The 22,110-nt window shown below is 72.1% G+C and carries 18 protein-coding genes; 11 read left to right on the forward strand and 7 right to left on the reverse strand.

The genetic code is table 11. From position 1 onward, the window contains the following. Positions 1-386: 386 nt before the first annotated feature. Entirely contained in the window at positions 387-1,097 is a 711-nt protein-coding gene (locus ACFVYI_RS08480; RefSeq protein WP_387882376.1) for a response regulator transcription factor, read from the reverse strand. Between the two features lie 183 nt (positions 1,098-1,280). Between ACFVYI_RS08480 and ACFVYI_RS08485 the strand changes: the two genes are divergently transcribed. Further along, positions 1,281-1,865 carry a TetR family transcriptional regulator gene (locus ACFVYI_RS08485; protein WP_387882377.1) on the forward strand — a complete coding sequence of 195 codons (585 nt, stop codon included), beginning with the start codon at positions 1,281-1,283 and terminating at the stop codon, positions 1,863-1,865. Positions 1,866-1,897: 32 nt separating this feature from the next. Here ACFVYI_RS08485 and ACFVYI_RS08490 read toward each other — a convergent pair whose 3' ends face one another. After that, positions 1,898-2,671, reverse strand: a complete 774-nt coding sequence (locus ACFVYI_RS08490) for an SDR family NAD(P)-dependent oxidoreductase (protein ID WP_387882378.1) — start codon at positions 2,669-2,671, stop codon at positions 1,898-1,900. A gap of 165 nt (positions 2,672-2,836) precedes the next feature. Beyond that, positions 2,837-3,466: a ScbR family autoregulator-binding transcription factor gene (locus ACFVYI_RS08495; RefSeq protein WP_387882379.1), complete on the reverse strand. Its 630-nt coding sequence runs from the start codon at positions 3,464-3,466 to the stop codon at positions 2,837-2,839. A 116-nt stretch (positions 3,467-3,582) separates the two neighbouring features. Here ACFVYI_RS08495 and ACFVYI_RS08500 point away from each other — a divergent pair, with 116 nt between their 5' ends. Beyond that, positions 3,583-4,521, forward strand: a complete 939-nt coding sequence (locus ACFVYI_RS08500) for a ScbA/BarX family gamma-butyrolactone biosynthesis protein (protein ID WP_387882380.1) — start codon at positions 3,583-3,585, stop codon at positions 4,519-4,521. A gap of 356 nt (positions 4,522-4,877) precedes the next feature. Next, positions 4,878-6,323 (forward strand): glyceraldehyde-3-phosphate dehydrogenase, encoded by a 1,446-nt coding sequence (locus ACFVYI_RS08505; protein ID WP_387882381.1) that lies wholly within the window; start codon positions 4,878-4,880, stop codon positions 6,321-6,323. A 132-nt stretch (positions 6,324-6,455) separates the two neighbouring features. Here the strand turns inward: ACFVYI_RS08505 and ACFVYI_RS08510 are convergent, their stop codons facing one another. The 3 genes from ACFVYI_RS08510 to ACFVYI_RS08520 all read right to left on the reverse strand — a co-directional run bounded on the left by ACFVYI_RS08510 (position 6,456) and on the right by ACFVYI_RS08520 (position 9,861). Then, positions 6,456-7,724: a sugar ABC transporter permease gene (locus tag ACFVYI_RS08510; protein WP_387882567.1), complete on the reverse strand. Its 1,269-nt coding sequence runs from the start codon at positions 7,722-7,724 to the stop codon at positions 6,456-6,458. Positions 7,725-7,786: 62 nt separating this feature from the next. After that, positions 7,787-8,566 (reverse strand): ATP-binding cassette domain-containing protein, encoded by a 780-nt coding sequence (locus ACFVYI_RS08515; protein ID WP_387882382.1) that lies wholly within the window; start codon positions 8,564-8,566, stop codon positions 7,787-7,789. Positions 8,567-8,748: 182 nt separating this feature from the next. Beyond that, on the reverse strand, positions 8,749-9,861 hold the full coding sequence (locus tag ACFVYI_RS08520) for a substrate-binding domain-containing protein (protein WP_387882383.1): 1,113 nt from the start codon (positions 9,859-9,861) through the stop codon (positions 8,749-8,751). Between the two features lie 509 nt (positions 9,862-10,370). Between ACFVYI_RS08520 and ACFVYI_RS08525 the strand changes: the two genes are divergently transcribed. From ACFVYI_RS08525 to ACFVYI_RS08540, 4 genes are all read left to right on the forward strand, one after another. After that, positions 10,371-12,074: a glycosyltransferase family 2 protein gene (locus ACFVYI_RS08525; RefSeq protein WP_387882384.1), complete on the forward strand. Its 1,704-nt coding sequence runs from the start codon at positions 10,371-10,373 to the stop codon at positions 12,072-12,074. Between the two features lie 15 nt (positions 12,075-12,089). Continuing rightward, positions 12,090-15,134 (forward strand): acyltransferase family protein, encoded by a 3,045-nt coding sequence (locus ACFVYI_RS08530; RefSeq protein ID WP_387882385.1) that lies wholly within the window; start codon positions 12,090-12,092, stop codon positions 15,132-15,134. A gap of 207 nt (positions 15,135-15,341) precedes the next feature. Next, positions 15,342-16,070 (forward strand): DUF5995 family protein, encoded by a 729-nt coding sequence (locus tag ACFVYI_RS08535; protein ID WP_387882386.1) that lies wholly within the window; start codon positions 15,342-15,344, stop codon positions 16,068-16,070. Positions 16,071-16,180: 110 nt separating this feature from the next. After that, complete coding sequence (locus ACFVYI_RS08540) at positions 16,181-16,897, forward strand: flavodoxin family protein (RefSeq protein WP_387882387.1); 717 nt, start codon at positions 16,181-16,183, stop codon at positions 16,895-16,897. A 52-nt stretch (positions 16,898-16,949) separates the two neighbouring features. On the opposite strand, the gene ACFVYI_RS08545 is transcribed toward ACFVYI_RS08540, so the two are convergent. After that, a complete protein-coding gene (locus ACFVYI_RS08545) occupies positions 16,950-17,504 on the reverse strand; it encodes a hypothetical protein (protein ID WP_387882388.1) in 555 nt (184 codons plus the stop codon). A 370-nt stretch (positions 17,505-17,874) separates the two neighbouring features. Between ACFVYI_RS08545 and ACFVYI_RS08550 the strand changes: the two genes are divergently transcribed. From ACFVYI_RS08550 to ACFVYI_RS08565, 4 genes are all read left to right on the forward strand, one after another. Then, positions 17,875-18,552 carry a Tat pathway signal sequence domain protein gene (locus ACFVYI_RS08550; protein ID WP_387882389.1) on the forward strand — a complete coding sequence of 226 codons (678 nt, stop codon included), beginning with the start codon at positions 17,875-17,877 and terminating at the stop codon, positions 18,550-18,552. Positions 18,553-19,075: 523 nt separating this feature from the next. Continuing rightward, a complete protein-coding gene (locus tag ACFVYI_RS08555; RefSeq protein WP_387882390.1) occupies positions 19,076-20,518 on the forward strand; it encodes an MFS transporter in 1,443 nt (480 codons plus the stop codon). A 155-nt stretch (positions 20,519-20,673) separates the two neighbouring features. After that, entirely contained in the window at positions 20,674-20,973 is a 300-nt protein-coding gene (locus ACFVYI_RS08560; RefSeq protein ID WP_387882391.1) for a hypothetical protein, read from the forward strand. Then, positions 20,970-21,932 (forward strand): acyl-ACP desaturase, encoded by a 963-nt coding sequence (locus tag ACFVYI_RS08565; protein ID WP_387882392.1) that lies wholly within the window; start codon positions 20,970-20,972, stop codon positions 21,930-21,932. Before ACFVYI_RS08560 ends, ACFVYI_RS08565 begins: the two co-directional genes overlap by 4 nt. Positions 21,933-22,110: the final 178 nt, after the last annotated feature.

Here is a 22,110-nt window from a genome sequence, read left to right on the forward strand (position 1 = left end):
GTTTCCCCCCCGCCCGCGGGGTCCTTGGCCCCCCGCCCGCCCCCCCCCCCCCGGCTGCGGCGGGCCGCGCGCGCCCTGTTCTGGGCTGGGCCCCCCCCCCCCGGGGCGGCCCCCACTGCCGTCTGTCGAACCGTTCGGTCGTCGCGCCGGGGTCGCCTGCCCCGGGCCGCGCCGTCCGTCCGTTCGTCGACCGCAGGGGAAACAGCAGTTGACGATTGTTCGGACGACGGGTTGCGGTCCTGCGGGGTGCGCTCGCGGAGGTTCGCCTGCGGGGAATCGCGATGGGGGGCTGTCTTTGTGGTGCGTCTACGGGGATGCGTCTACGGGCGTACGTGCCTGCGGAGTTGCGTGCGCGGCGGGGGCCGCGCGCCTGCGGGCGCCGGGCGTCAGCCGTGGCCGATGCGGTAGCCGACGCCGCGGACGGTGATGACCCAGGTGCTGGCTCCCAGCTTCGCGCGAAGGTTGCGCACGTGCGTGTCGATGGTGCGGCTGGAGTCCACCCAGTCGGTGTCCCAGACCCGGGCCATCAGATCCTTGCGTGACATGACGTTGCCGGGGTTCGAGGCCAGGATGTGCAGCAGCTCGAACTCCTTGGCGGTGAGGCTCACCCGCTCGCCGTGCAGGCGGACTTCGCGGGTCCTTTCGTCAACGTGCAGAGGGCCGATGGATAATATGCGGATGGGGGCCGGTCTAGGATGAGCCCGGCGCAGGACGGCCTCGATACGCGCCGTCATCTCGCGCGGGCCGCAGGAACGGACGACGCAGTCGTCCGCGCCCGCCTGGAGGGCGAGCACCCGGTCAAGTTCGGTGTCGCGACCGGTGAGAGTGATAATGGGCTTGTCTCCGCTCGCTCGTATCGAACGGCACACTTCGAGGCCGTCGATGTCGGGAAGATCGAGGTCGAGCAGGATCATGTCCGAGTGCTCATGGGTTCTCAGCACCTCTGCGCCAGTGCTGGCGAGCCTCGTGCAGTACCCCTGTCGTCGGAGGTCGTGTGCCCTTCCTTCGGCTGTGTCGTGGTCGCCGGCGACTACGAGCACCCGGATCGCTTGCGGCTCGGCGGTCTTCTCGGTCCGTCGGTACTGAACCGACACCACGGCCCGGGGCTGACCTGGTAGTTCGGTTCGAGAGGTTGCCGTCAGAGTCATAAAGTCCCCCCTGTACACCAGTTCTACACAGGATGCACCACGGGGAGGCGCCCCCGCTACAAAAATAGTGGCATTCTTTTTTTACGCCTATGGTGCGGGTGTATGAACGCCACATCTGACAGGAGCATGATGATGCAAGAGAGGGCGGCCCGGACGCGACAGAACCTGGTCAGCGCGGCCGCTGGCGAGTTCGACCGCGACGGATACGCGGGGGCGTCCCTGGCGCGGATCGCCAGGTCGGCCGGAATCACCACCGGAGCCCTGACCTTCCACTTCCAGAGCAAGGAGGAGATGGCCGCGGTGGTCCGGACCCAGGGCCACGCCGTGACCCAGGCCGTGGTGGGCCAGGTCACGGCGCGCAGCGAACCCCCGGTCCAGTCGGTCATCTCGCTGACACTGGCGCTGGCCGACCTGCTGGAACGGGAGGCCGTGGTGCGCGCCGCGGCCCGGCTCGCCAGGGAGCAACCCGGCGAGCCGGACTGGTCGTCGACCTGGGCCCCGGTGATCCAGGAGCGTCTGCAGGAGACGCACGAGGCCGAGTTGGGCCCGTACGGCGACCGGACCACCCTCGCCACCCTGGCCGGGTACCTGGTCACCGGTGCGGAGTCCTGCATCCGCCAGCGGGCCTGCCGCAAGGAGCCCCTGGACGGGCAGTCCGTGGAACACATCAGCCGCATCTGGGAGCTCATCGGCTGCGGAGAGCAGTGCCTGACTTGAGCCCCCGGGCGAGAGTCCCCCCGCCGGCCCCGTCAGACGGCGCTGCAGCCGCCGTCGACGGGGACGGCACCACCGGTGACGAACGAGGCCTGGTCGCTCAGCAGCCAGGCCGCCGCGCGCGCCACCTCGACCGGTTCGGCGAGCCGGGGCTGGATGGACCTGGCCACCGCCACCTGCTCCAACTGCGGTACCTGGCGCATGGCGTCCTCGATCAGCTCGGTGCGGGTGGTCCCGACCACCAGCGCGTTGACCCTGATGCCGCGCGCCCCGTACTCGGCCGCCGCGGCCCGGGTCAGGCCGAGCACCGCATGCTTGGCCGCGACGTACGGGGAGACCGCGCCGGTGGCGAACAGGCCGGCGATGCTGGCGGTGTTGACGATCGACCCGCCCGACTCCTGTCGCAGCATCACCGGCACCTGACGCTTCAGGCAGTTCCACACGCCGCGCACGTTGACGTCCATGATCCGGTCGTAGACCGCGTCGTCCGTTTCGTGCAGCTCTGAGCCGATCGATCCCCAACCGGCGTTGTTGAAGGCGCCGTTCAGGCCGCCGAACGCCTCCACCGCCGTGTTGACGGCGCGTTCGACGTCCGCCGGCGCCGTCACGTCCCCCGGTGCCACCTCGACCCGGCCGCCCCCGGAGCGGATCTCCTCGGCGAGCCGGTCGAGCAGTTCCTTGCGGCGGGCCATCAGCACCACGGCCGCACCCTCGGCGGCGAACAGCCGGGCGGCGGCCGCGCCTATCCCGCTGGACGCTCCGGTGATCATGACGGTCTTGTCCTGCAACAGCCCCTGGCCGTGCTCCATGTGCTTCGCCCCCCTGCCCGCGGCGCCGACAGGCCCGCGAGCCGGTCCTCGGTGTCCTCGAACTCGGATGTGGATCATTGTCCCGGGCCCGTTGCGCGGCGCACCAGTCGGGACGGTCGACCATCCGGGAAACAGGCCGTGGGCCACGGGCCCGGGCGTCGGGCGCTACTCCGGCCGCCCGCGGCACTCCGAGAGCTCGATCCGCCTGGCCGTGCTCGGCGTTGCGACGGCGGGCAGCAGGAGCTGCCAGAACTCCACGACGCGCTCCGGGAGATCGGCCCGCCTGGTCTCGATGAACGAATGCATCTGAGCACCCGTACACGCATAGACCACCAGGCGCGCGAGGGCCTGGATGTCGGTGCCGGCCCGCAGCTCCCGCCGGCGCTGGGCGACGACCAGGTCCTCCAGCAGTATCTCGGCCCACTGGCGGTGGGAGTTCTCGTCCGGGGAGTTGAACTGCTCCTGTTCCCAGACCAGTCGGGCGCCCGCCTGCAGGATGGGGTTGTCCAGGAGCTGGCAGGCCCAGGTGAGCGACACGTCGACGACGCGCTGCAGCCCCTCCGAGGGGCGCGGGGTCACCACCCACTCGGGCTGCCGGAAGACGATCTCCCGGGCCAGCTCGCTCTTGTTCCTGAAGTGGAAGTACACCGCGCCCAGGGTCAGGCCCGCCTCGTCGGCGATCTTCACGACGCTGGTCCCGGAGAAGCCCTGTTCTCCGAAGAGCTTCGCGGCGGCCTGGATGAGGGCGGCCCGCGTCCGCTCGGCCCGCTCCTGCTTCACTGGGCGTCCCACCATGCGACAACACCTCATGTTGCTTGATAAAGAAGAGTATTCTTCATTTTATAGGCTGGGGGGACGATTGCGACGCTCCCGTCCTCCGCCACACTGACTCCGGGGGGAGACGGCTCATCATGGAGTCGCGTCCAACGATCGTTCAGCACACAGCCACCACCCGGCCGGCGGCCGCGCCGGAGATACCGAGGCTCGTCGGCAAGTCCATGGCGGCTGAAGCACTCGTCACCGACTGGGGCGACGTCTGCGGCGCCACCCAGTGGGTGACCGTCCAATGGCCGCACGACCACCCCTTCTACGCCGAGGGCGGCCGCTACAGCCCCCTGCTGTTCACCGAGAGCGCCCGCCAGGCGCTGTCCGTGCTGAGCCATGCCGTCCACGGCATCCCGCTCGGGTACCGCTTCGGTCTGGAGCGTATCCGAACTTCCGTCAACTCGGACGAGCTGCGCACGACTTCCGGCCCGGCCCGGATCGATCTGCGCATCTCGCACAGTTCGATCACACGGCGCCGGCTCGGTTCCGCCCACCTCGTCTCCCAGGTCGAGGCCCGGCGCGCCGGACGCCACCTCGGGACGGCCGAACTGCACTACACCAGCCACCCGCCCGCCCTGTACGACCGACTGCGCGGCCGCTACGCGGACGCCGGCGAGGCGTTCGCCCGGGCGATCCCGCTCACCCTGCCGGCCCCCGCCACCCTGGTTGGCCGCCTGCACCGGCGCGACGTCGTCATCTCGCCGACGGGCACGGCGGGCCGCTGGCAACTGCGCACCGACACCGGCCACCGGGTCCTCTTCGACCACCCGCACGACCACGTGCCGGGCATGGTGCTGCTGGAGGCCGTCGTCCAGGCGACCCAGGCCGCCCGGCCGCACCCGATGGTCCCGGTCGTCTTCGACAGCACCTTCCTGCGCTACGTCGAGTTCGACCAGCCCTGCCGGCTGACGGTCGCGCCCGAACCCCCCGACGCCGAGGGCCGCCCCCGCACCCGCGTCGACGCCACCCAGGCGGGCCGACCCGTCTTCTCCACCACCCTGACCACCGAGCCCCGCCGGAGCTGACGCCGACCGGGGGCGACCGGGTGGCTGCTGGGCCGGCGACATGATCGCCACCGGGGTGACGAACGTCGGACCCCCGGAAGGTCGCCCACCATCGGCCCCTCCACGAGAGCCCGCCGTCCGACCGGCCCGACCCCGTGCTCGGCTTCGACGCCGCCGTGACCGTCACCGGGATCCGGCGGGCGGTGCCCGGCACCGGGAGGCTCCGGGGCTGCGCGCGGGGGCCCGTCGGCGCGGCGGTGGCGCGGACCCCCGGGGCCGCCGCGGTGGGGAAATCCCTGCTCGGGTGGGTCCGGCTGAGAGGCCAAAATGGCTCAAAGCTAGCATGTAGGCATTCGCCTAGCTCGAAAGATGGACCCGTGACTGTCAACGAAGACGTGTTCACTAACTGGATGAACCGCGAGGAGATCGCGGAGTCGATGATCCCGATCATCGGGAGGCTGCAGCGGGAGCGGGACGTCACCGTTCTGCTGCACAGCCGTTCCCTGGTGAACAAGTCGGTGGTCAGCATCCTCAAGACCCACCGGTTCGCCCGCCAGATAGCCGGTGAGGAGCTCTCGGTCACCGAGACGCTGCCGTTCCTGCACGCGCTCACCGCGCTGGACCTCGGTCCCTCCCAGATCGACATCGGCATGCTCGCCGCGACGTACAAGGCCGATGACCGCGGTCTGTCGGTGGCGGAGTTCACCGCGGAGGCGGTGGCCGGCGCCACGGGTGCCAACAAGCTGGAGCGTCGCGGGTCGCGCGACGTCGTGCTGTACGGGTTCGGCCGGATCGGCCGGCTGCTGGCCCGCCTGCTCATCGAGAAGGCCGGCTCGGGCAACGGCCTGCGGCTGCGTGCCATCGTCGTCCGCAAGGGTGCGGGCGACGACCTCGTGAAGCGCGCCTCGCTGCTGCGGCGCGACTCGATCCACGGCCAGTTCAACGGCACGATCACCGTCGACGAGGCGAACAACACGATCATCGCCAATGGTCACGCGATCACGGTGATCTACTCCGACGACCCGACGAAGGTGGACTACACCGAGTACGGGATCAAGGACGCGATCCTGATCGACAACACCGGCCGGTGGCGGGACCGCGAGGGGCTGTCGAAGCACCTGCGCCCCGGCATCGAGAAGGTGGTCCTGACCGCGCCGGGCAAGGGCGACGTCCCGAACATCGTCCACGGTGTGAACCACGACATGATCAAGCCGGACGAGCAGATCCTCTCCTGCGCGTCCTGCACCACCAACGCGATCGTCCCGCCGCTGAAGGCGATGGCGGACGAGTACGGCGTCCTGCGCGGCCACGTGGAGACCGTCCACTCGTTCACCAACGACCAGAACCTGCTGGACAACTACCACAGCTCGGACCGCCGGGGCCGTTCGGCGCCGCTCAACATGGTCATCACCGAGACCGGTGCCGCCTCCGCCGTCGCGAAGGCGCTGCCCGACCTCGACGCGAAGATCACCGGCAGCTCGATCCGGGTGCCGGTGCCGGACGTGTCGATCGCGATCCTCAGCCTGCGCCTCGGTCGCGAGACCACCCGCGAGGAGGTCCTGGAATACCTCCGGGACGTGTCGCTGACCTCGCCGCTGCGGCGCCAGATCGACTTCGTCACCGCCCCCGACGCGGTGTCGAGCGACTTCATCGGCTCGCGCCACGCCTCGATCGTGGACGCCGGCCCGACCATGGTCGACGGCGACAACGCGATCCTCTACCTGTGGTACGACAACGAGTTCGGCTACTCGTGCCAGGTGATCCGGGTCGTCCAGTACGTCTCCGGCGTGGAGTACCCGACCTTCCCGGCTCCGGCGCTCTGATCCAGGTGCGCTGATCCCGGTGCTCTGACCGGGGCCGCCCACAGCACGCAGGCCCGCTCCACCTCGGTGGAGCGGGCCTGCGTCGTTCCGGACGGATGGACGGAGCGGGCGGGCGCACGGGCGGCGTGCCGCTCAGGCGCGGCCGGCGGCCTTCTGGGTGCGGCGGGCGAGGGAGTCGACGACCACGGCGGCCAGCAGCACGGCGCCGGTGATCATGAACTGGATGGCGTTGCTCAGACCCTCGATGTTCATCCCGGACTGGATCGAGCCGATCACCAGCGCACCGAGCAGGGCCGACCAGGTCGTGCCCCGGCCGCCGAAGAGGCTGGTGCCGCCGATGACGGCGGCCGCGATGCAGTTCATCAGGAGGTTGCCGCCGCCGGAGGTCTGGCTCGCGGACTGGATCTGGGCGGCCAGGAAGAGGCCGCCGATCCCCGCCATGGTGGAGCAGATGATGAAGACGCTGATCCGGATCCACGAGATGTTGATACCGGCGCGGCGCGCACCCTCGATGTTGCCGCCGAGCGCGAAGATCTCGCGGCCGTAGGTGGTGCGGCGCAGGACGAAGTCCAGCACCACGATGAAGATCAGGAAGATCAGCAGGGCCAGCGGCAGCCCCTTGTACTGGTTGAGGGTGTACGCGGCGAGGAACGCGATGACGGCCAGGGCCGTCGTGCGCACCGCGAGGTCGGCCGCCGGCCGGTAGGGCACGCCGGCCGCCCGGCGCCGTCTCGCGTCGGCCAGCGAGGCGCCGAGGAACAGCAGCACGCCCACGGCGGCGGCGCCGTAGGCGGCGATCTGCTGGCTGTAGATGGTGCTGTAGAGGCGGGAGACGATGTCCGTGCCGGGGAGGTTGACCGTGCCGCTGGCGCCGAGGATCTGCAGCATCGCGCCGTTCCAGCCGAGGTTGCCCGCGAGGGTGACGACGAAGGCCGGCACGCCGACCTTCGCGAAGAACACGCCCTGGATCAGGCCGACGACCGCGCCGCCGAGGATGGCGGAGAGCAGGGCCACCCACTGGTTGACACCGTGGGTGACGCTGAGGACGGCGAAGATCGCCGCGCACAGACCGCTGACCGAGCCCACCGAGAGGTCGATCTCGCCGAGCAGCAGCACGAAGACCACACCGATGGCGATCATGCCGGTGCCGACGATCTGCTGCGACAGGTTGGAGAGGTTCTGGGCGGAGAGGAAGGTGCTGTCCAGGCTGCCGAAGACGGCCCAGATGACGATCAGCGCCAGCACGACCGGCAGCGAGCCGAGTTCGCCGCTGCTCACCCGCCGGCGGAACTCGCTCAGATAGCCCTTGAGGCCCTCCTGCCGCACGATCAGTCGCGGGTCCACGACCGGGGTCGCCTCCGCCGCCACCGGTACGGGGGCGTTGATGCCGCCCTTGGGCATGCTGTCCTCGGGCAGGGGATGGTGGTGGCGGCGGCCTTCGTCGCCGCCCGGAATGTTGTCGGTCACTGGGAGCCCTCCGTACCGCGGGCCTGTCGGCGGGTCACCGCGTTGTCCGTGGCGCCGGTGATGGCCGAGATGATCTGTTCCTGGTTGGTGGCGCGCCGGTCGAAGACGCCGTTGTTGCGGCCGAGGCGCAGGACCGCGACGGTGTCCGCGACCGCCATCACGTCCGCCATGTTGTGGCTGATCAGGATCACGCCGAGGCCCCGGTCGCGCAGCCGTTCGACCAGGTCCAGGACCTGCGCGGTCTGCTCGACGCCGAGGGCGGCGGTCGGTTCGTCCAGCATCACGACCTTGGGCGAGCCGATCAGCGCGCGGGCGATCGCCACCACCTGGCGCTGGCCGCCGGAGAGCGAGGCGATCGGGATCCGCACGCTGGGGATGCGGATGGAGAGGGTGTCCAGCAGCTCGCGCGAGCGCTTCTCCATCTCGACCTCGTCGAGGACGGCGAAGCGCTTGATCTCGCGGCCCAGGAAGAGGTTCCCGACGACGTCGAGGTTGTCGCAGAGCGCGAGGTCCTGGTAGACGGTGGCCACGCCCAGGTGCTGCGCGTCCTGGGGGCGGTGGATGGACACCGGGTGGCCCTGCCACTCGATGACGCCCTCGTCCGGCTGGTGCACGCCGGCGATCGCCTTGACCAGGGTGGACTTGCCGGCGCCGTTGTCTCCGACCAGCGCCAGCACCTCGCCGGTGTGCACCTCCAGCTCGATGTCGGTGAGCGCCTGGACGGCGCCGAACCGTTTGGAGACCCCGCGCAGGGCCAGCACGGTCTCACCTGCCACAGTGACCAACTCCCTTGCCCCGCCTCCGGGGGAGGCGGGGCGTCTTTGCTTCGGCGGGGCTTCTTCGGCTTCGAATCGGCGTCGGGCTTCGAATCGGCGTCGGGTTTCGCATCGGCGTCGGCTTCGGGTCCGGGCCGCCCCGGGCGTCGGGGCGGCCCGGACCGCGAGGCGGCCCGCGGTGGTTACGTGAGGCCGGCCTGGGCGCAGGCGGCGGCGTAGTCGGGCGTGCAGATCTGCGGGACGGTGTAGAGGCCGTCGGCGACCACCGTGGTCTTGATGTTGTCCTTGGTCAGCACGACCGGGGTGATCAGGTCGGCGGGCACCTTGTTGCCGCTGCCGTTGGTCACCGTCACCGGTACCAGCTCGGGCTCGGGGGTCTTGCCCTCGGCGAACGCCACCGCCATCCGCGCGGCCGCGTCCGTCTCCGGCTTGAACGGCTTGTAGATCGACATCGTCTGGGTGCCCAGGAGGATCCGCTGCACCGCGTCCAGCTGGGCGTCCTGGCCGGTCAGCGGCACGCTGAGGCCGGCCGCCTTCAGTGCGGTCGCGATACCGGCGGCCATGCCGTCGTTGGCCGAGTACACGCCTACGACGTTCGGCGCGCCGATCGCGGTGATCGCCGCGGAGGCCTCCTGGTTGGCGTTGTTCGGGTCCCAGTTCGGCGTGTCGTACTCCTTGCCGATCTTGAGCTTCCCGTCGATCGCGCTGTGCGCGCCCGCCTTGAAGTCGGCCGCGTTGGGGTCGGTCGGCGAACCGTTGATCATGATGATCGACCCGGCGTTCGCCTTGTCGCCGACGGCCGCCACCAGGGCCTGCCCCTGCAGCTCGCCGACCTTCTTGTTGTCGAACGACACGTAGGAGTCGACCGGCCCCTGCGCCAGGCGGTCGTACGCGATCACCTTCACGCCCGCGTCGTGCGCCTTCTGGACGGAGGACTGGATCGACTTGGAGTCCACCGCGTCCAGGATCAGGACCTTGTCGCCCTTGGTCAGCGCGGTGTCCACCTGGGTCTGCTGGGTGGTCGCGTTCTCGTTGGCGTTGTAGTAGTCGATCTGCGCGTTCGGCGCCAGTTCCTTGATCTTCTGCTCGATCAGCGGGCGGTCGAACTGCTCGTAGCGGGTCGTCTTGGTCTCCGGCAGGAGCAGGCCGATCTTGATCGCCCCTCCACCGCTCGCGGTCGCGCTGCCCGAGGACGTGCCGCCGGACGACTCCTTGGCGCTGCTGCACGACGCCAGGCCCATTCCGACGGTCACCACTGCGGCCACCGCGACGACGCGGCGAAGCCCGATGCTCATGAGGATGCCTCTCCGGTTGAGTCCACCCCCGCCTCCGAGTCTGTGAACACCGGGCCGCGGGCACGATCCGGACTGCGCCGAACGGGTCGGCCGGGCAGCCGTTCGGGGGAACGGGGCGACGTGCGGGGGTGGGGCGACGTCCGGGGGAGCGGGGGGCGACGTGTGGGCCGGGTGGTGACGGCCGGGTGACCGGTGGTGGGCGATCGGGGGCCGCGGCGCGGTCGGGGCGCCGGCGCGGAGGCGTCGGGGCGGTGCCGCGGCGAGGTGCCGGAGGCGTCGCGGCGGGGTGTCGAGGGTGCGCCCGGCGGGCCACGGGGGAGGTCGGACGGCTGTTGATCCCCGCCCGACCTGCGCTTTTCCGTCGGGTCCTGACCGAGGCGGTCGAGTGATCATGCCGGGAGGCGGGGGCGGGCGGGCGGTGTCCCGGCTCTCGGACGGTCGGCCGAATGGTCTATACCAATGAGGTACTGTGGCCGCGGAGCTGTCAGAAACGCGGCTGTGGGGGCCTCATGACTGTCCAACATCTTCCTCAACCTCCTTCCGATCAGGAGCTGTACTGGTACTTCGGACCACAGCGCCGCTGGGTGCTGGTTCTCACCTCGCTGGCCTTCGTCTTCACCGCGGCGACGATGTTCACCTTCTCGCTGCGGACCCCGGCCCTCTGGGGCTTCCTCGCCGTCCTCGCGCTCAACGTCGTCGCGCTCGGGCTCTCCTCGGTCAACAGCCTGCGCCAGCGGCGGCTGACCAGGCAGTCGCACGAGGTCCTGGTGCACGCCTGGAACCCCGGTGACCTGCCGACCGTCGACCTCTACCTGCCGACCTGCGGCGAGCCGCTCGACGTCCTGGAGAACGCCTACCGGGCGGTCCGGGAACTCGACTGGCCGGGCGCGCTGACCGTCTGGGTGCTCGACGACGCCGACCGCACCGAGGTCGCCGACCTGGCGGCCGCGCACGGCTACGAGTACGTCGTGCGCCCCGACCGCGGGCACCTCAAGAAGGCGGGCAACCTCAACCACGCGCTCACCCTGAGCCGCGCGGAGTACATCGCCATCCTGGACGCCGACTTCGCGCCCAGGCCGGACTTCCTGCGGCACCTGGTGCCGTACTTCGCCGACCCCCGGATCGGCATCGTGCAGAGCCCGCAGTGCTTCGACACCGACGGGACGATGGGCTGGATCCAGCGCGCCGCCGGCTCGGCGCAGGAGTGGTTCTTCCGCTGGATCCAGCCGTCCCGGGACGCCAGCGACGCGGCGATCTGCTGCGGCAGCAACGCGGTCTACCGGCGCGCGGCGATCGACGCGGCCGGCGGCTTCGCCCGGCTCGACCACAGCGAGGACCTCTTCACCGGCCTCGGCCTGTACGCACAGGGGTACCGGACGCTCTACGTCCCGGTCCTGGTCGCCAAGGGCACCTCGCCCGACAACCTCGCCTCCTTCGTCAACCAGCAGTACCGCTGGGCGATGGGCAACCTGCACCTGCTCGGCTCGCCCGTCCTCCGGCAGATCCGGGCGCCCTGGCGGATGCGGCTCTGCTTCTACGAGGGCGTCGTCGGCTACCTGGCCGCCGCGGTGAACCTCTTCGTGGCTCCGCTGCCGCCGCTGGTGATGATGTTCTGGTACCCGGACCAGATCCGGCCCTGGCACGTCCTGCCGCTGCTCGCGCCGCTCTGGCTCTGGCACGTCCTGCTGCCCCGGATCAGCCGGACCCGCTGGCGGATCGAGGTGGTCCGCTCCAACGTGCTGATGAGCGTGGCCGCCGGCGCCGCCTTCTGGCACACCCTGCGCGGTCGCAGCGCGGCCTGGGTGCCCACCGGTGCCGGGCGGGCGAAGCCGGGCGGCCTGGCCCGCCGGGTGGTCCTGGTCTCGCTCGGCTGGCTCTGCGCCTCCGTCGGCGCGGCCGCGGCGGGCCTCGCCCTGGCGGTGGCCCGCAACGGCTGGGAGCCCAACTGGGGCCTCGGCCTCTACCTGGCCGTGCAGTGCCAGATCGGCCTCCCGCTGATCCGCGACCTGGTCGGCGAGCTCCGCCCGGGCACCGGGAGCGCGGCCGCCCCGGCCCGTCCCGGCGCGCTGCGGCGACTGCTGCCCCGGCGCTCCGAGCGGACCGGCCTGCTGCCCAGGCGCTGGCCCGAAGCGCTGGCCGCCACCGCCACCCTCGTGCTCACCGCCCTGCTCGCCTCCGGCTGGGTCCGCCCGATGCTGCCCTGGCTGGGTTGAAAGGTCGTCACACCGATGTCCCCGACCACGGTTCCGGACCTCCTTCCGGACACCTACACCATCCCCGGCCCGCCGCGCGGCGGCTCCGGCTCCCGGGGCTCCGGCGCGCGCGCGTCCGGCAGCCCGGGGCCGGCACCCCGCCCGGCCGGCTTCCGTCCCGACATCGAGGGCCTGCGCGCGGTGGCGGTGCTCGCCGTGCTCGCCTTCCACGCCTCCGTACCCGGCCTGGCCGGCGGCTTCGTGGGCGTCGACGTCTTCCTCGTCGTCTCCGGCTACCTGATCACCGGTCTGCTGGTGCGCGAGGCCGTCACCACCGGCCGGGTCCGGCTGGGGGAGTTCTTCTCCCGCCGGGCACGCCGGCTGCTGCCCTCCGCCGCGGTGGTGCTCGGCGCGGTCGCGCTGGCCGGCGCCTGGCTGACCGTCCCGCTGCGCCGCGCCGACCTGGAGCACGACGTGCTCGCCTCGGCGCTGTCCGTCGCCAACTGGCGCTTCGTCTCCCAGCAGACCGACTACCTGGCGGCCGGGCGCGACCCGAGCCCGCTGCTGCACTTCTGGTCGCTCGCGGTGGAGGAGCAGTTCTACCTGTTCTGGGCCCCGCTGGTCGCGCTGATCGTGTTCCTGGCGGCCCGGGCGGTCCGCCGCGGCCGGGCCGTCCGGACGGTGGCGGCCTTCGTCGCCGGGGCGCTGACCCTCGGCTCCTTCGCCCTGTCGCTGCACTGGACGCAGGACTCCGTCTCACTCGCCTACCTCGGTACGCCCTCCCGCGTCTGGCAGTTCGGGGTCGGGGCACTGCTCGCCCTGCTGCCCTGGCACCGGCTGCGCGGACCGCGCCCGCTGCGCCTGCTCACCGGCTGGGCCGGGCTGCTGGCCATCGGCTGGTGCGTCCTCGCCTACGACGCCGGCACCCCCTACCCGGGCTACGCCGCGCTGGTCCCGACCTTCGCCACCGCCGCGATCATCCTGGCCGGGACGCCCGACCGGCGAGGCGGCCGGACGGCCGTCGCCACCGGCTCCGGGGTGGACCGGCTGCTCGGCCTGCGCGCCCCGCGCGCGATCGGCCGGCTCTCCTACAACCTCTACCTGTGGCACTGGCCGGTGCTGGTGCTCGCCGAGGCCCGGCTCGGGACGCTCGGCTGGCCGGTCAAGGTGGCGCTGACCGCGGCGGCCGCGCTGCCCGCCGCGGCGGTGCTGCGCTGGATCGAGCAGCCGCTGCGCCGTAGTCGGACCGTCTCCGAACTCCCCAGGCGCGGGCTCTCGTTGGGTCTCACCGCGGTGATCGTCCCGGTGGTGCTGGCCCTGGTCGTCGGGACCGGGACGCTGCGGCTGCTCGGCCCGGCCGGCCCGGTGGACCTGCTCGGTCTGCCGCCGGGCTCGCCGGACGGCACCTCGCTGCTGGTGCGCACCGCCACGGCGCCCGGGAGCGGTCCGGTCGTCCCGGCCGCCGCGCAGGCCCGCAAGGACTTCCCGCCCGACGGCGAGTGCGAGGTGGCGCCGAGCGCCGTCACCAGCCCCGCCTGCCTGTTCGGCGAGACCACCAGCCCGGACCGGATCGTGCTGCTCGGCGACTCGCACGCCGGCCAGTGGTTCTCCCCGGTGCTGGCCATCGCTGCCCAGCGCCACTGGGCGCTTGAGGAACTGGTCAAGCAGGGCTGCCCGTTGCCGGAACTCGACGTGGTCAACCCGCAGTTGGGCCGGACCTACTGGGAGTGCGACAACTGGCGGGCGGCCGCCCTGGAGCGGCTGAGGAACGGGCCGAAGCCCAAACTGATCGTCGTCTCCGCGCTCAACCGCTACACCGACGACCGCCGGCTCCTGCTCGACGGCTGGGAGCGGACGCTGGCGCCGCTGCGTGCGCTCGGCGTGCCGATCGTCTACCTCCAGGACACCCCGATCCCCGGGACGGACGTCCCGGCCTGCGTCTCCGGGCACACCGAGGACCCGGCCGCCTGCGAGTTCCCGCGCAGCCGTGCGCAGTGGCCCGACCCCCTCGCCGAGGAGATCGCGGCCGGTCGGGTGCCCGGCGTCCGGTCGGTCGAGCTGAACTCCGTCCTGTGCCCCGGCGCGGGTCGCAGCTGCCCGGCCGTCCTGGAGCGCATCCTTCTCTACCGGGACGACGCGCACCTGACCAACGTCGCGGCCGTCGTGCTCACGCCCCGGCTCGAACGGCTGCTGACCGAGGCCGGGCTGGTGCCCGCCGTCGCCGCCCCCGCCGGGCCCGGGAAGGCCGGCGCCGACGGCTGGACCCCGGTGCTGCGGGACGACTTCGACGGTCCGGCCGGCAGCCGCCCCTCCGCCGACCACTGGCAGTACGACCTGGGCACCTGCTACCCCGGCTGCCCGGCACCCCAGTGGGGCACCGGGGAGATCGAGACGATGACCGACTCGACCGCCAACGTCCGCCTCGACGGCCGGGGCGCGCTGGAGATCGTCCCCACCCTGGAGAACGGCCGGTGGAGTTCGGGCCGGATCGAGTCCCGCCGGTCCGACCTCGCGCCGCCGCCCGGCGGGGTGCTGCGGATCGAGGCCTCGATCGCGCTGCCCGACGTCACCGGACCGGCCGCCGCCGGCTACTGGCCGGCCTTCTGGACCCTCGGCTCCGGGCTGCGCGACGGCTACACCGGCTGGCCCGCGATCGGCGAGCTCGACGTGATGGAGCAGGTCAACGGCCGTGACTCGGTGTTCGGCACGATGCACTGCGGCACCCTGGACGGCGGGCCCTGCCAGGAGCCGAAGGGCCTCGGTTCGGGCGACCGGCCCTGCGGCGCCGACTGCCGCACCGGCTTCCACCGGTACGCGGTGGAGGTCGACCTCACCCCCGGCGCCGAGCAGGTCCGCTGGTACCTCGACGGCCGCGAGCACCACCGGGTGACGGCCGCGCAGATGGACCGTGCGACGTGGGACAAGGCCGTCGGCCACGGCCTGTTCCTGATCCTGAACGTCGCCGTCGGCGGCAACCTGCCCGCCGCGCTCGGCGCCACCCCCGGCCCGGCCACCGAGCCCGGCCACCCGATGCGGGTGGACTACGTGGCCGTCTCGACCCGGGGAGGCACGCGCCCCTGAGCCCGGAACGGCCGAGGGCCGTCCCCGCCCGTGGGGGGCGGGGACGGCCCTCGGCGCGTCCAGGGCCCCGCCGTGATCGGGCGGTGGGCGGTTCGGGTGACGGGCGGCGGTGTGTCCGGGCTGCGCGCGGGCCCGGCGGCGGTGACCGCTGTGTATACGTGGCAGTCGGGTCCGACCCCGCACTGACCGCTTTCGGAAGGGATGGCCATGACCCAGTCGCACGCCAGGGCCGCGAAGAGCATCGACGAGGTCGTCGGGCGGCTGCGGGCGATCGAGGCCCGGCTGGACCCGGCGGACGGCGTGGCCTGCTTCAACCGGATGTACCTGCGGGTCGCCGAACTGATCGGCCGGACGGCGGCCGCGGGCTCCTTCCAGGACCGGGCGTTCACCGAGGGCCTGGAGGTGGCCCTCGCCAACCTGTACCTCGACGCGGTCGAGGCCGCCGACGCGGGCCGCCCGGTCAACGAGGCCTGGCAGCCGCTGTTCGAGGCCAGGGGCGACCGGGCGGTCCGGCCGATCCAGTTCGCGTTCGCCGGGATGAGCGCCCACCTGAGCCACGACCTCCCGCTGGCCCTGGTGGCCACCTGCATCGAGCGCCGCACCACGCCGGACACCCCGCCCGTGCACGCCGACCACCTGCGGGCCGCCGACCTGCTGGAGCAGGCCGAGACCGAGGCCCGGGCCGCCTTCGAGGCCCAGCTCGGCACGCCGGACGCCCGGGCCGCCGAGTCGTTGCAGCACCTGGTCGGGAGCTTCTCCGTCGCCCGCGCCCTGGACGCGGCCTGGGCCACCACCCAGACGCTCTGGCACGAGCGCAACCTGCGTCCCTTCCACGACGCCACCCTGGCCGCCGTCACCGGCGGTGCGGTGCTGGCCGCGCGGTTGCTGGTCACCCCGGTCCTGCCGCCGGTCCTGCCCCCGGTCGACGAGGGCTGACCCGCCCCCGGCCGGGCGGCTCGCGCGGTCGGCCCAGCCCGACGGGCGGCGCCCCGGGACTGCGGCTGGACTGGTGGGCGACGACCGCCTCCTCCGGAAAGGGCCCGCCGATGTCCACCTCGCCCCACACCTACGACGACCTGCGCGCCCTGGTCATCAACTGCACCCTCAAGCGCTCACCCGAACGCAGCCACACCCAGGGCCTGATCGACCTCAGCACCAGGATCATGCAGCGCCAGGGCGTCCAGGTCGACGTGCTCCGGGCGGTCGACCACGACATCGCCACCGGTATCTGGCCCGACATGACCGAGCACGGCTGGGAGACCGACGACTGGCCGGTGCTCTACAGCCAGGTGATGGCGGCCGACATCCTCGTGCTGGCCGGCCCGGTCTGGCTGGGGGACAACTCCTCGGTGATGAAGCAGGTGATCGAGCGGCTCTACTCCTGTTCCTCGCTGCTCAACTCCGAGGGCCAGTACGCCTACTACGGGCGGGTCGGCGGTTGCCTGATCACCGGGAACGAGGACGGCGCGAAGCACTGCGCGATGAACGTCCTCTACAGCCTCCAGCACCTGGGGTACGCGATCCCGCCGCAGGCCGACGCGGGGTGGGTCGGCGAGGCGGGCCCGGGGCCGTCCTACCTCGACGCGGGCTCGGGCGGTCCGGAGAACGACTTCACCAACCGCAACGCCACCTTCATGAGCTGGAACCTGCTCCACCTCGCCCGGATGCTCAAGGACGCCGGCGGCATCCCCGCCCACGGCAACCAGCGCTCCGAGTGGGACGCCGGCTGCCGCTTCGACTTCGAGAACCCCGAGCACCGCTGAGGGCGCCGCGACGGCCCGCGTCCGCCTGTGACGGTGAGTGCCGGTCAGCCGCTCACAGGAGTTCCTGGGCCGCGATCGACGCGCCCAGCGCGCCGGCGGCGCCGCCCAGGACTCCGCAGGGCACCCCGCAGAGTTCGTCGCCGACGAGGACGCCGAGGACCCCGCCGACGACGTCCGAGGCGACCACCGCTCCCTGGGAGGCCTTGAGGGCGACGGCCTCCGGGCCGGCCTCCTCCATGCGCTGGAGGAAACCGCGGCTGCTGGCCGAGGCGATCGAGGCGATCACCACCGCGTAGGGGTGTCCACCGGAGGTCGTGAGGTGTTCGAGTGCGGCGTCGACCCCGTCGGACTTCTCCTTCGGTGACGCGTCCGAGCGGGTCAGGCGCAGCAGGTCGACCAGGTTCTCCAGCTCCGCGTCGGTCAACCGCCCCCGGCCGTGCAGCGTGGCGAGGTCCGTTTCCCCCCGCTCCACGAGCTGGTCCAGGGAGAGCCTCAGGAGTTCGGGCACCACCCGCAGGACCTCGTTGTGCACGTCTCCGGAGCGACGTGCCAGCTCCCGGATCGAGGTGTCGGCATCGGGGTCGCTCGGCCAGGAGGTGTCGGTCATGGCTGTCCGCCTCTTCTTCGGGTGGGTGCGCGTTCGGCGGAGGAACCCGGCTCACCGCCGTGCTGTGCTGGGATTATGGCGCCGCCGGTACGGGATCCCCGGCCGCCCCCCGAGCCCCGTCACCCGCGTGGACGGTAAGTCACATCGGCACGAGGCGGCCCGGCCTCCGGGTGGTGGAGCGCTCCCCTGACCGGTGACCTCGGTGCCACTCCCCACCGCTCTTGCTGACTTTTCGTCAGCAAGTTGCCCGCAGTGCCTTGACGGTGCACGGACACGGCTCTACAACGTAGTCAGCCCCCCGATCCCCCACCGCAGGGGGCAGCGAAAGTTCGCCTTCTCGATTCCCCCTCACCGAGGAAGAGGCTTTCCCATGCGCCTTCGCCGTCTCTGTACCGTCGCCGCCACCACCGCCACCGTCGCCCTCGCGCTGGGCGCCGTCCCCGCGTCCGCCGCTCCGGGCCCCGCCGCCACCACCCCGGTGCTGACCGCCGGCGGCGCCGCCGTCGCGGCGGGCGACGCGCTCGCCGCGCCGCTCGCCGCGAACACCCGCGCCACCTTCTACTCGACCGCGACCAGCACGACCGGCGTCACCTGCGCCACCTCCCAGCTCGCCGCCACGGTGCTGACCAACCCGGCGGCGCCCGGCACGGCGACCGAGTCCCTGACCGGGCTGACCTTCGGCTCCTGCACCAGCAACGTCACCGGGGTCACCTCCGTCCGCAGCCTGACGGTCGGCAACCTGCCCCACGTCATCGCCGTCGACGACGGCCCGGGCCTGCCGGTCACCCTCACCGCGGGGACCGCCGGGCCGATCCAGGCCACCGCCGTGCTCAACAGCTGGTTCGGCACCCTCACCTGCACCTACCAGCTCAGTGGCGCGTTCACCGGCAACGCCGACAACACCACCCACGGCATGGCCTTCCGCAACGAGCACTTCGCCAAGAGCGGCGGCTCCTCGCTCTGCCCGGCCGACGGCTACTTCTCCGCCGCCTACGGCCCCGTCACCGACACCAGCCAGTCCGGCAGCCCCGCGGTCTTCGTCAACTGACCGACGGGCCCGGGCACGGACGACCGGCCCCGCAGGGTGACCTGCGGGGCCGGTCGCCTTTCCCGGTGGCCCGTCCGGCGCCGGCCGGCGCCGTGGCTGGCGGGAGGGGGTGGGGCACTGCTGACAGGGCGTCAAGGAAGCTGCTGCCGTGCGTGTCCGGTGGGCGGGAGGGGATTGACACTGGCGGGTAACAACGAGCAATCTGATCTGGCCCACCGGCGTGTGCGGGGGGTCGGGTGCGTCCTGTGCCGTTGCCAATGAGGCGTGCGGTGCGATGAGTTGTGGCGTCGCGTACTCGGCTCACATGCGGAGGGATTGCCAGTTCCGCGTGCCCGCACACGCCCCTGGGGCGTGCGGTGGAGGGCGTGTCGAGCTGGCGCGTCCGAGGGGGAGAGGCGCGGGCGGGGGGCCGGCGGCTCGACGGCGGTGCGCGGGCGCGGTCCGGAAGGGGCCGGTCCGCTGCGGCGCGGTGCCCCGGCGGCGCACCGACCGCCCGTCCCCGTCGCCCAGGAAGGACGCCCGCATGGCCGATCTGCCCGTCGCACCCGCCAAGGGACAGGCGGCCGTGGCGAGTCCGCCCGCCGGGCCGCCCGTGGGCGCGGTACTGCTCTGCTGTCTCGGGGCCTTCGTGGCCTTCCTGGACAGCACCATCGTGAACGTGGCGTTCCCCAACATCGCCAAGACCTTCGCCGGCTCCGACCTGCCGACGCTCTCCTGGGTGCTCAACGGCTACAACGTGGTGATCGCGGCCTTCCTGATGCCGGCCGGCCGGGCTGCCGACCGGCTCGGTTGTCGGCGGTCGTTCGCGGTCGGCCTCACGCTCTTCACCCTGGCCTCGGTGGTCTGCGGCCTCGCCGGCTCGGCGGCGGTGCTGATCGCGGCCCGGCTGGTGCAGGCCGTGGGCGCCGCGATCCTGGTGCCGACCTCGCTCGCCCTGCTGATGCCGATGTTCCCGATGGCCCGGCGGCTGATCGCGATCACCATCTGGGGGGCGGCGGCGGCGCTGGCCGCAGGCATCGGGCCCGGCCTCGGCGGGCTGCTCGCCGAGCACTGGTCCTGGCGGGCGGTCTTCCTGGTGAACATCCCGATCGGGGTCGTGGCCGTGTGGGCCTCCCGGTCCCTCGCCGAGCAGCGCGAGCGCGGCGGTCCGACCCCGGACGTGCTGGGTGCGGCACTGCTCGGCGGCGCGCTCGGCCTGCTCGCGCTGGGCCTGGTCAAGGGCCCGGACTGGGAGTGGGCGAGCCCCGGCACCCTCGGGGCGCTGGCCGGCGGCGCGCTGCTGGCGGTGGCGGCGGTGCTGCGCAGCGCCCGTCACCCGGCGCCGGTCATCGCACTGGACCTGCTCCGTTCGCGCGGCGCCATCGGCGGCAACCTCGGATCGATGCTGTTCTCGGTGACCTTCTACATGGTCATCCTCAACAACATCCTGTTCCTGACCGGGCATTGGCACTGGTCGCTGATCACGGCCGGGCTGGCCACCACGCCGCCGCCGATCGCCACCGCGCTGGTCGCCCGCCCGGCGAGCCGGCTCGCGGAGCGCTTCGGGGACCGCCCGGTGGTGATCGCCGGTTGCCTGCTCTACGCCTGCGGGACGCTGCTGCTGCTCCGGGGCGGTGGTGCAGGGCCCGACTTCGTCACGCACTGGCTGCCCGGCGCGGTAGTGATGGGCACGGGGGCCGGTCTGGTCTGGCCGGTGCTGGGGGCGGTCGCGCTGGCCGGCGTCGAACCGGCCCGGCTGGCCACCGCGAGTGCGGCGAACGCGGCCTTCCGGCAACTCGGCGCGGTGCTCGGGACGGCCCTCGCGGTCTCCGTCGTGACCGCCTCGGCGGCCGACGTGCTCGGCGCGGCGCGTGACACCTGGTACCTGGCGATCGGCTTCGCGCTCGCGGTCGCCCTGCTCGCCGCGCTGACGATCCGCCGTAACCCGGCCGCGGCGGCGGCCGCCGACATACCAGGTGTCCGGTAATTTCGGCCGAATTCCGATTTCCCTCCCGATACCAGCCCTCCGTTCCGGCCGGGGGCTTATCGGTGTTGGTGCGAAACAGATCTGACGAGTCGTTAACTTCCTTGTAACTGTGATTACTTGGCCTGCTCAATCGACAACTTGTATGATTCTGAGCCATGGTGACGCCCGAAGTTGAGTCCTACATCCGGCAGAAATTCGGCGAGCACGCCGGCCTCGCGGACGAGGAAGTCTTCGCCGACGACGTGACGCTGGCCGAGGTGATCGGCCGCAGCCCCACGATGACCAACAGCATTGACCTCATGGAGGCGTTCGCCCGGACCGCCAACGGCCTCCGCAAGGACTACGGCGTGCGGGTGCGGCTGCCCGCGCTGCCCCTGGACACCCCGACGCCGATGGTGCTGAAGGTGTTCCTGGAGGAGTTCGAGAAGCAGAAGGCGAAGGAGGACGCCGCGTGAGCATCGTCGAGACGGACCTCGCCGGCCCTGACCTCGGTGCCCCGGTCGTCCGGAAGGCGGTCGTCCCCGCCGAGCCGCCGGCCATCATCACCGACCTCTGGGACGCGCTGACGGTGCGCCGGATGTCCCTCGTGGACGTCACCTGGGAGCAGCAGCGGCTGCACGAGTCCCGCCGGTGGAGCGTCGTCGAGATGCTGTCCGCCGTCGACCTGGACAGCCTCACCCCGCTCGACCGCAACCTGGTCTGGAACGCCGGCCGGGCCGAGCTGACCACCAAGCCGGGCGCCGACCGTCTGGAGCGGCAGGCCGAGGCCGAGGTGCGCCGCTGGGAGAAGACCAACCCGGCGCTCGCCGCGGTCATGGAGGCGTGCGGCACCTGGAGCCGCTACTGGAACGAGGAGGAGGCCCACCACGAGACGGTCTTCAACCGGCTGGCGGACGTCAGCGGGATGGAGGCGATCGACGACGAGACCTTCCTCGCCTTCCGCAAGGTCTTCCCTGACGACGACATGCTGCGCACCCTGGTGCTGCTCGCGATCTCCGAGATCACGGCCGCCGTCAACTACGGTCAGTGCCAGCACGTGATCCAGGACGAGGGTCTGCGCCGGATCTTCAAGCAGGTCGCGGCCGACGAGATCCAGCACCGCAACTACTTCGTGTCGTTCGCCAAGGCACTGGTGGACAGCGGTGAGTACCACGCCAAGGACGCCTTCGCGGTGGCCCACCTCTTCCTCCGCGAGGACGGCGAACTCCTGGGCAGCGCCCGGGACCAGAAGGAGGACCGGGGCACCCACGTCAACTGGTGGGACCACCTCGACACGGCCGACACCGGCTACCGCCCCGAGGCGATCGAGAAGAAGGAGCAGCTGGTCTGCGGCGCTCTGAAGAAGATCACCGGGATCGAGGTGCACTCGCGCGAGGAGGTCGAGGACACCTGGATGGACCTCCTCGACGGCTGACGCCGAGCCCGGCGGCCCCGGCTCGCGCCCCGCGGGGGACGGGGCCGCCGGGCGCCGGCGCAGCCGTGCGGCACGGCCACCGGGCTCGGCCCACCAGTACGCCTCCCGGCCCCCCGGCCGGTCCTTTCGGCACGATCACAACGGACGGTCCGACGTGTACTTCGGCGAATCACGCCTC

Origin of the sequence: Kitasatospora sp. NPDC058218, from assembly GCF_042882445.1 — a bacterium.
GTDB lineage: Bacteria > Actinomycetota > Actinomycetes > Streptomycetales > Streptomycetaceae > Kitasatospora.